Source organism: Tepidimonas sp., assembly GCF_036824975.1.
Taxonomy (GTDB): domain Bacteria; phylum Pseudomonadota; class Gammaproteobacteria; order Burkholderiales; family Burkholderiaceae_C; genus Tepidimonas.
Map to the genome: position 1 here is coordinate 1,578 of NZ_DAISZC010000033.1, position 8,738 is coordinate 10,315.

General features: G+C 69.1%; 8 protein-coding genes and 1 tRNA gene. All 9 read right to left on the reverse strand.

Annotated elements, in window-relative coordinates:
- Positions 1-19: 19 nt before the first annotated feature.
- Positions 20-964 (reverse strand): porin, encoded by a 945-nt coding sequence (locus V7Z54_RS05510; protein ID WP_334134982.1) that lies wholly within the window; start codon positions 962-964, stop codon positions 20-22.
- 163 nt (positions 965-1,127) lie between these two features.
- Entirely contained in the window at positions 1,128-1,925 is a 798-nt protein-coding gene (locus V7Z54_RS05515) for an exodeoxyribonuclease III (protein WP_334134984.1), read from the reverse strand.
- A gap of 246 nt (positions 1,926-2,171) precedes the next feature.
- The gene (locus V7Z54_RS05520; RefSeq protein ID WP_334134987.1) at positions 2,172-2,495 is read right to left on the reverse strand and encodes a helix-turn-helix domain-containing protein; all 324 of its coding nucleotides are present in this window, start codon (positions 2,493-2,495) and stop codon (positions 2,172-2,174) included.
- Positions 2,446-2,862 carry a type II toxin-antitoxin system RelE/ParE family toxin gene (locus V7Z54_RS05525; protein WP_334134988.1) on the reverse strand — a complete coding sequence of 139 codons (417 nt, stop codon included), beginning with the start codon at positions 2,860-2,862 and terminating at the stop codon, positions 2,446-2,448. The genes V7Z54_RS05520 and V7Z54_RS05525 overlap by 50 nt, the downstream gene beginning before the upstream one ends.
- 360 nt (positions 2,863-3,222) lie before the next feature.
- Positions 3,223-3,298, reverse strand: a tRNA-Phe gene (locus V7Z54_RS05530).
- Between the two features lie 53 nt (positions 3,299-3,351).
- Positions 3,352-4,098, reverse strand: coding sequence for a response regulator (locus V7Z54_RS05535; protein WP_334134989.1), 747 nt, complete (start codon positions 4,096-4,098; stop codon positions 3,352-3,354).
- 9 nt (positions 4,099-4,107) lie between these two features.
- Positions 4,108-6,417 carry a sensor histidine kinase gene (locus tag V7Z54_RS05540; protein ID WP_334134990.1) on the reverse strand — a complete coding sequence of 770 codons (2,310 nt, stop codon included), beginning with the start codon at positions 6,415-6,417 and terminating at the stop codon, positions 4,108-4,110.
- A complete protein-coding gene (locus V7Z54_RS05545; RefSeq protein WP_334134991.1) occupies positions 6,414-7,097 on the reverse strand; it encodes a DUF4390 domain-containing protein in 684 nt (227 codons plus the stop codon). Before V7Z54_RS05545 ends, V7Z54_RS05540 begins: the two co-directional genes overlap by 4 nt.
- Complete coding sequence (rsmB, locus tag V7Z54_RS05550) at positions 7,054-8,439, reverse strand: 16S rRNA (cytosine(967)-C(5))-methyltransferase RsmB (protein WP_334134992.1); 1,386 nt, start codon at positions 8,437-8,439, stop codon at positions 7,054-7,056. Before rsmB ends, V7Z54_RS05545 begins: the two co-directional genes overlap by 44 nt.
- Between the last annotated feature and the right edge of the window lie 299 nt (positions 8,440-8,738).

An 8,738-nucleotide genomic window follows, 5' to 3' on the forward strand; every position in this document is an offset into this window, starting at 1 on the left:
CACGAGTCAGCCGCCTGGATCAGAAGTTGTGGCGGATACCCAGACCAAAACCGTTCACATTCTTACCGACGTTAGCAGCATTGAACGCACCATTTTTCTTCTTGCCATCGCTGAGGTAAGCGGTGTATGCAAAGGTGCGCTTCGACAGCGGATACTTCGCTTCGAGCACGAAGTCGGTGTCGTCGAAGTGGGTGTCGCGCACGAAGTCGGCGGTCAGCGACACCGTGCCCACCTTCACGGTACCACCGATCGAAAAGCCCTTGGCGGCACCAGCCGGGTCGATCCACGCACCGGCGACCTTGAAGCCACCAAAGTCGTAGCTGGCGCCCAGGTGCTTGTTGTTGCCAGCGACGTTGGTTTGCTTGTTGTAGTTGAATGCCACGGCCAGCGGGCCCTGACCATAACGGACAGACAGGTCGTTGATGGCGCCCGTGCCGGCGTCTCCCTTGAGCACATGACCGAACTGCACGGTCACGCCGCTAAACGACGGCGACGTGTACATGATCATGTCGTTGTAACGGATGCCACGCAGCACCGAGCCGAACTGGCTCACGACCGCCGAGTAGTTGGCGGCGCCGGTCAATTCCCACGCGGCAGCGGTGTTGAACGCCGGATTCAGACGACGGCCAAGGCTGAGTTCACCAAAGTCACCGGCCAGCGTCATGTACGCCGCACGGCCAAAGTATCCACCGCTGAAGTTGCCCGCCGCACCGTTATCGAGCGACAGCCCCGCTTCGAAGTTGAAGCCCGCCTTCAGGCCGCCACCCAGGTCTTCCGTGCCACGGATCCCCCAGCGGGAGGTGCCGTTGTTCATCGTGGCCGAGCTGTTCAGTTGCACCTTGGTGCCGGGCGCGTTGGTATCTTGAAGCCCGATGTCTGCCACGCCGTACAGGGTAACCGACGACTGGGCGAAAGCCGCCCCAGTGGCTGCGACGGCCGCCAGGGCGATGAGCGTCTTTTTCATGGTCATTTCTCCAAGGTTGTCCAGGTTAGAAACAGGGGCCGGGGCTGACCCGACCGGCCTCCGTAGGGAAGCTGAACCGTATTGCACCACAACCCGGCGTCGGTTGGGCCAGGGTTCGCCCCAAGTGGGGCCATCGGTGTCGCTTTGATGCAACACGCAGCGGCTACGGCGTCAGGCACCCGTCGTAGGCCAGCGTCAACGGCGCATGGTCGCTAAAACGCTGCGCTTTGTAGACGGTGGCGGCGCGCGCGGCCGCCGCCACGGCGGGCGTGGCCAGGTGATAGTCGATACGCCAGCCGACGTTCTTAGCCCAGGCTTGACCGCGCTGGCTCCACCAGGTGTAGCCCTCACCCTCGGCGTCGGGATACAGGCGGCGGTACACGTCCACCCAGCCGCTGGCCAGCAGCCGCGTCATCCAGGCGCGCTCTGCGGGCAGAAAGCCGCTGTGGTTTTGGTTGCCACGCCAGTTCTTCAGGTCCTTTTCAGTGTGGGCGATGTTGACGTCGCCGCAGACCAGGGCGTCGCGTTCGGCAGCCAGGCGCGCTAGATGTGGGGCGATCGCGTCCAAAAAGCGGTACTTGGCCTGCTGCCTCTCATCGCCCGAGGAGCCGCTGGGGAAATACACGCTGACGATGCTAAAGCGCCGCGCCGGGGTGTCGAAGCGCAGCTCCAGGTAGCGCCCCTCGTCGTCGAATTCAGGCACGCCGATGCCCATGACGACGTCGCTGGGTTCGTGGCGGGTGTAGATGCCTACACCCGAATACCCCTTCTTGGCCGCGCAGTGAAAGTATCCCATCAAGCCGGCCAACGTCTGCGCCCCGGCTGCTGCCAAGTCGCCGGGCTGGGCCTTGAGTTCCTGCACACACAGCACGTCGGGCGCGGTGCTGGCCACCCAGTCGGCCAGCCCTTTGGACAGGGCCGAGCGGATGCCATTGAGGTTGAGCGTGGTCACCGTCAGCATGGGCGCGATGGTAGCGCCCCCCGCCTTTGCCCACGCAGTGCCTCGGTTGGCCTGTGCCTCCCCCGAGCCCCACCGCGCGCCGCCCAACCACGGTTGCCGTATCCTCTGCGCCATGCGGCTGACCAACCGGGAACGCGGCATTCCGCGCCAGGCCGCCTGGCCGCGCATTCCGAACCGCTTCGGGCCGTGAACGCCGGTCTTGCGCAGCGCATCCAGGCGCTGGGCATGCGCTCGTGCCCAGCGACTTCAGAGCACGGCCTCCAGCCCCTTGCGTTCGATGAGGTCGAGCAGCTTCTGCGAGGGACCACTGGGCTTTTTGTCGCCCACTTCCCACTTGCGCACGGTCGAGACGCTGGTGTTGAGGACCGAGGCCAGCACGGCCTGACTCAAGTGCAGGCGTTCGCGCAAGGCGCGCACTTTCTGAGCGTCGTATTCATGCACCGGCTCCAGGCACAGCGCGTCGTACTTGCGCATCTTGCGCTTGTCGATGAAGCCCAGGCGATGCAGGTCATGCGCCGTCTCATGAACGGCCTGCAGCTGGCGGCTCTTGGACTGAGCTTTGGTTGTCATGGCAAATCTCCTGCAATGCTCCGTCGGCAGCGGATTCATCCAACGGGCGCGCGGGACGGGCCAGCAGATCGGCGGCCAGATCCCGCAGCGCCTCCCGTTCCTCGTCATCGATGTTGGTCCGCTCATTTTTCTCGAAGCCGTAGACGAAGAACCCGCGATCGCCCTTGTTGGTGGCGATCCAGGTGCGCGCGCCACCACGCTTGCCGCGGTTGCCCAAGCCCACGCGCTTTTTCACGACGCCACCGCCCAGGTCGGCATCGATGAGGCCTGCGGCCATCTCCTCGACCGCTTGACACAACCCGGCGTCTGTCAGTTCGGTCTTGCGCATCCAACGAGCGAAGTGGCGCGTCTTGAAGACTCTTCTCATTTGTAAAGGATGCCACTTAGTGGCACCTTGTGTTGAGGAGCTCCTTGCTCTCCGTTCAGACGGTCGGCCACGATCTGTGTAGCCTCCCCGAAAAACCGTGCTCTGGCACGTACACTGCGAACTACGGCTTAACCAACCCAGGCGCGGCAAGTGGCGACTGCCCGTGCGCATCAAGGAACCGCTGCAGGCCGCAGCTGTGCCCGATCAGCACTTCAGCCGCGACGTCAGCATGCCGGGCGGCCACGGCATGGCACACGCAGACCGGCGCCGACCCCCGCGTGGTGTCGCGGAACCCGCCAACGAAAGCGAAGCTTTGCCAAAAGCAAAACGCCCAACCGATTAGGGTTGGGCGCTGATGGGTGGTGGCCTGGGGCGGAATCGAACCACCGACACGCGGATTTTCAGTCCGCTGCTCTACCAACTGAGCTACCGGGCCACGGTAGCCGCATTATAGCGCGAAAGCGGGCAACCCCGGCATGGGGCCGCTGTTCAGGCGGCGCTGCGCTTGACGCGCGACAGGTCAACGCCCAGTTGCTTGAGCTTGCGGTAGAGGTGGGTGCGCTCCAAGCCGCTTTTTTCGGCGACGCGGGTCATGGAGCCTTGTTCCTTGGCCAGATGGAACTCAAAGTAGGCCTTCTCGAACGCGTCGCGCGCCTCGCGCAGCGGGGCATCCAGATCCAGCACCTGCCAGCCTGCCGCCGGCGTGGCCACCGCAACGGCATCAGGCGCGGCCGGCGACGGCGTGGCCGCCTCGGCGCCCGCGGCGCCTCCGTTGAGCGCCACCAACCGCGGCTGAGCGGCTGCGCCACCGTGGGCACCGGTCGCCGCCGCGCCGCCCGCCGCCGCGTTGGCCGCCGCGGTGGGCCGGGCGGCCGCGCGGCTGAGGCCCTTGTCCACCGCCTGCAGCAGTTTTTGCAGCGTGATGGGCTTTTCCAGAAACGCCATGGCACCGATGCGGGTGGCCTCCACTGCAGTGTCGATGGTGGCGTGGCCGCTCATCATGATGACGGGCATGGTCAGCAGGCCGGACGCCGCCCATTCTTTGAGGAGCGTGACGCCGTCCATGTCAGGCATCCAGATGTCGAGCAGCACCAGGTCGGGGGCCTGGCGCTGTCGCGCGGCACGCGCCTGGGCGGCGTTTTCGGCCAGCTCCACGCTGTGCCCCTCGTCGTCCAGGATCTCAAACAGCAGCTCGCGGATGCCCAGCTCGTCGTCGACGACCAGTATGTTTGCCATCGCGTTGCCTTACTCCTTTGTGGGAGCCCCCTGATCAGCCTGTTGCAAATTTGCAACTCGCAATGATAGCGAGACTTGGGCGCCGATGATGCGCTCGCCCTCGCGCCGGTTGGCCAGCTCGACACGGCCGCCGTGTTCGTCGATGATTTTTTTGACCACCGCCAGTCCCAGACCGGTGCCCTTGGCCTTGGTGGTCACGTAGGGCTCGAAGGCACGCTGCAGGATGGCGTCGGCGAAGCCCACGCCTTCGTCGATGATCTGCAGGCGCACCCACTGGCCGCCGGGAGTGTGGCGGGTGCGCACCGTAACCACCGCCGCACTGTCGGCGGGGGTGGCGTCCTGCGCGTTCTGCACCAGGTTGTGCACCACCTGCCGTATCTGGTGCGCATCGGCCAGCACCGGCGGGCACTCGGGCTGCAGGTCCAGCTGCAGCGGCACCGGCGCGGCTTCGTACAGCGCGGCCACCTCGCGCAGCAGGGCGTTGAGGTCCAGCGGTGCCAGCCGCGCCGGCGGCAGGCGGGCATAGTCGCGGAATTCGTTGACCAGGCGCTTCATGGCCTCGACCTGGTCAACGATGGTGCGCACCGCCTTGTGCAGCACGGCCAGCTCGGGTCCCTGCAGGCGTGGTTCGAGCTTCATGGCCAGCCGCTCGGCCGACAGCTGGATAGGGGTCAGCGGGTTCTTGATTTCGTGCGCCAGACGCCGCGCCACCTCGCCCCACGCCTGGGCGCGCTGGGCCGAGATGAGGTCGCTGACATCGTCGAGCACCAGCAGCCGGTCGCCCCCCGGCAGCCACGCTCCACGCACCACCAGCGTGCGCACGCCGCTGCCCTCAGGCCCGCTGCCAGCGGCCCCGTCCAGACGCCATTCGTAGGGCTGCTGCCAGTGCGCGCCGTCATCGGCCTGGTCCGCATCGGCACCAAAGCGCGCAAACTGCTCCTGCACCCAGACCGCGAAGAGTTGCAGCGCGGGGATATCGGCCAGCGGCTGGCCCAGGTGCTGCGCCAGCGGCACACGCAGCATACGCGCCGCGCCCGGGTTGGCGCTGCGCAGCCGCCCGTCCGGCGTCAGCACGATGACGCCGGCGGTGAGGTTGTCCAGCAGCGTCTGCAAGCTGGCGCGCGCCGCGTCCACCTGCTGCATGGAGCTCTGCACGGCTTGGCGCGCCTCGGCCAGGTCCTGCGTCATTTGCGCGAAGGTGCGCGTCAAGCCGGCCAGCTCGTCGCGTGCCGGCAGCGCCACTTTCGGCCCCAGGTCGCCCCGCGCCACGTCGCGCATGCCTTCGGCCAGCAGCAGCAGGGGCCGCACCAGCTGGTTGCCCAGCAGCACCGCCAGCAGCACGGCGGCAAACACGGCCAGAAACAGCGCCAGCGTCAGCGTGCCCACGTACATCTGGCGCAGCGTGCCGCGCAACAGCGCGCGTTCCTGGTACTCGCGGTTGGCCACCTGCACCGCCAGCGCGTTGGCCACCAGCGCCACCGGCAGCGGCGCGGTGACATCGACGAAGCGTCCCTCAGCCCCGAAAGCGGCCCCCAGCGCGGGCACATAGGCCAGCACGCGCACGCGCGGCAGGCTGTCGATAGGCAGCGTGCCGACCTCGCGCGGCTGGGCCAAGGCTTCCAGCTCGTCCAGCCCCTCGACCCAGGTGATGACGCGCTCGTTGCGGGCGCGCTGCAGCTGGGTGGCCGTGGGGCGCTGCGGTGCCAGCCGAAAGCGCGACGCACCGACGCTGACCACCGCGCGCCCATGCGGTGTCCACAAGACGACGTCGCTGGCGCCGAGCTGCTCGCGCCACGTCTCCAGCGCCACCGCCGCCGCCGCGTCGCCGCTATCGGACAGCGTCAGCGCCAGCGTGCGGGTTTTGGCGGCCCAGTCGGCGCTGACGGTATCCAGCGCAGTGCGCCCCAGCTCCAGACCAGCACGCAACGCGGTCTCGACGCGGGTGTCGAACCACGTTTCGATGGCGCGGTTGACGAACTGCACCGACACCCAGTAGATGAGCACGCCCGGCACCACGCCCACCAGGCCGAAGATGGCTGCCAGCTTCAGCAGCAGGACACTGCCAAAGCGCCCGCGCCGCAGCCGCAGCGCCAGCCGCAGCGCCAGCCACAGCAGCACGGCGGCCAGCACTGCCGCCACCGCCACGTTGAGCACCAGCAGCCAGGTGTAGGCGGTGGCGTCGAGCGAGCGGTGATCGGTGGACAGCGCCAGCAGGTAAAACAGCACCAGCCCCAGCGCCAGGATGAACACCAGCGCCAGCGCCAAAAACCAGCGCAGGTTGCGCGCACGGCGCGCATCGCGCAGGCGGGCCTCGTTCACGGCCGGCCCTCCCCGGCGTCGGAGGCTGTCAGCGCCGGCACGCGCAACTCCGTTCGCCACCCGGGCAGCGTTCCACCGTCATGTCCGGGCAGCCACTGCAGCGGGCGCGGCAGGCGTCCAGCGTCGATGCGGAATTCCACCCGCAGGCGCTCGTCACCGTTGAGGTCTGCGGACGCCGCCACGCGCCATCGTTGCACCGAGCGCACCAGCGCCAGCGCCTCGTCCAGCGACTCCAGCACACGCTGTAGCGCCGCCGGCCCTTCGCTGCCGGCCACTCCATCGTGCACACTCATCCGCCAGCGTCCGGTCAGGGGTTGGAACACCAGCCGCACGGTGCGCGTGGCCTGGGCCAGCAGCCGGTCGGTCCAGTACCAGCGCGGGCGCCACAGCTCGGCGTGCCAGACAAAGTGCAGCGGCACGCCGCGCTGCAGCGCATCGCCCAGGCTGGCGGGCAACTGCAGCGGAACACGCGCCGTCAGGTACAGCCCGTCGGGGTCACGCTCCAGCCGCCACCGGGGCGCCGTTGCGTCGCTGGCGGCACCCTGCGCGGCAGCGCGTCGCGCACCCGCCCCACTCAGCACCAGGGGGGCCGCCAGCAGCATGCACAGCGCGGTGCGCCGGCGCCAGCGCACCGGCTCAGCCCTTGCGCAGCCGAGCGTAGAAAAATCCGTCCATGCCACGCCGCGCATTGTCACCCATGTCGGGCGGCAGCAAGCCATCGGGCACCGCCGCCGGGTCCAGGCCAGGGTCGGCGGCAGCGGAGCACACGGGGCCGTCGGCGGCCACGCCCTCGGGCAGCAGGTGGCCGGGGGCGGGCAGGCGTTGCGCATCGCGGTGCTGCGCGCAAAACGCCGCGATCACGTCGGCCCCTTCGGCGCGAAATACCGAGCAGGTGGCGTAGAGGAGACAGCCACCGGGCCGCAGCAGCGGCCACAGCGCGCGCAGCAGGCGCTGCTGCTGCGCTGCCAGGCGCTCTACGTCGTCGTCACGGCGCAGCCAACGCACGTCAGGGTGGCGGCGCACGATGCCCGAGGCGGTGCACGGCGCATCGAGCAGGATGGCGTCGAACGGGCGGCCGTCCCACCAGGCGGCGGGGTCGGCGGCGTCGGCCGCCAGCACCTGCACCCGGCTGCCGGCGGCGGGCAGGCGTAGTCGGCGCAGCGTGTCGCGGATGCGCTCGGTGCGCGCCGCGTCCACATCCAGTGCCCACAGTTCCAGATCAGCCCGCTCCAGCAAGTGGGCAGTCTTGCCCCCGGGAGCGGCGCACGCATCCAGCACGCGGGCTCCAGGCGGCAGTCCGGCACCCAGCAGCAAGGGCGCGGCCAGCTGTGCCGCGCCGTCCTGCACCGACACCGCACCGTCGTCCCAGCCCGGCAGCTGCTGCACCGGCACCGCCTGCGCCAGCACCAGGCCATCCTCGCCCAGCGGCTGCGCCGCCCAGCCCAGCGCAGCCAGGCGCGCCTGGTACGCTGCGCGCGCGACTTGCCGCCGGTTGACGCGCAGCACCAGCGGTGCCGGCCGGTTGTCGGCCGCCAGCACCGCGGGCCAGTGGTGCGGATGGTCGCGCTGCAGCCGCTGCACCCACCAGGCAGGGTGGTTCCAGCGCGCCTCCACGCTCTCGCGGATCTGCGCCAGCAGCGGCTCGCGCTCGCGCAGGAAGCGCCGCAGGCTGGCGTTGACGAAGCCACTGAGCGCCGGGGCCTGCACGCCGGGCAGGGCGCGCACCGCCTGATCGACCACCGCATAGGGTGGATAGCCAGCTTCGGCATCGAGCAGCAGCGCCAGCGCCGCCTCCAGCAGCGCGGCCACGCGCGCAGGCGGCGGCCGCCGTGCCAGCCGCGCCAGCAGCGCGCGCGTCTCACCGCCGTGGCGCAGGGTCAGGAAGGTGAGCGCCTGCACCCCGGGGCGCAGGCGTGCCGGCACGGTGGGCAATACCTCGGCCAGCGAGCGCCCCTGCCGCACGGCGGCCACGGCGCGCGCCACCTCGGGCAGCTGTTGCGCAAGGGCAATCGGGCTTGGCATCGACGAGGTAGCGTTGGGGGGTTCAAGAAAAGGATGCGCAGCACGCCGCCGCAACGAGGCGCCCTGCGTCGCCGCGGGTGGCTGAGGCTCGCAGCGACCATCGGGTGTGGACTCTAACAACACCGCAGCCACTGGCCCATAAAAAAGGCCGCTGCGACCGGCGTCACAGCGGCCCCTGGGCGGGCCATCCCCTCACGGGCGCGCGCCCGCTCAGCTCCCCGGTGTTCAGGTCGATCTGTCCTAAGGCGGGCCATCCCCTCACGGGCGCACGCCCGCTCAGGCCCCTTCGTCGCCCGCAT

Bases quoted from the DNA above. Each gene is read 5' to 3' on its own strand.
- V7Z54_RS05510 (WP_334134982.1), bottom strand. From the start codon at position 964: ATGAAAAAGACGCTCATCGCCCTGGCGGCCGTCGCAGCCACTGGGGCG.
- rsmB (WP_334134992.1), bottom strand. From the start codon at position 8,439: ATGCCAAGCCCGATTGCCCTTGCGCAACAGCTGCCCGAGGTGGCGCGC.
- V7Z54_RS05520 (WP_334134987.1), bottom strand. From the start codon at position 2,495: ATGACAACCAAAGCTCAGTCCAAGAGCCGCCAGCTGCAGGCCGTTCAT.
- V7Z54_RS05515 (WP_334134984.1), bottom strand. From the start codon at position 1,925: ATGCTGACGGTGACCACGCTCAACCTCAATGGCATCCGCTCGGCCCTG.
- V7Z54_RS05535 (WP_334134989.1), bottom strand. From the start codon at position 4,098: ATGGCAAACATACTGGTCGTCGACGACGAGCTGGGCATCCGCGAGCTG.
- V7Z54_RS05525 (WP_334134988.1), bottom strand. From the start codon at position 2,862: ATGAGAAGAGTCTTCAAGACGCGCCACTTCGCTCGTTGGATGCGCAAG.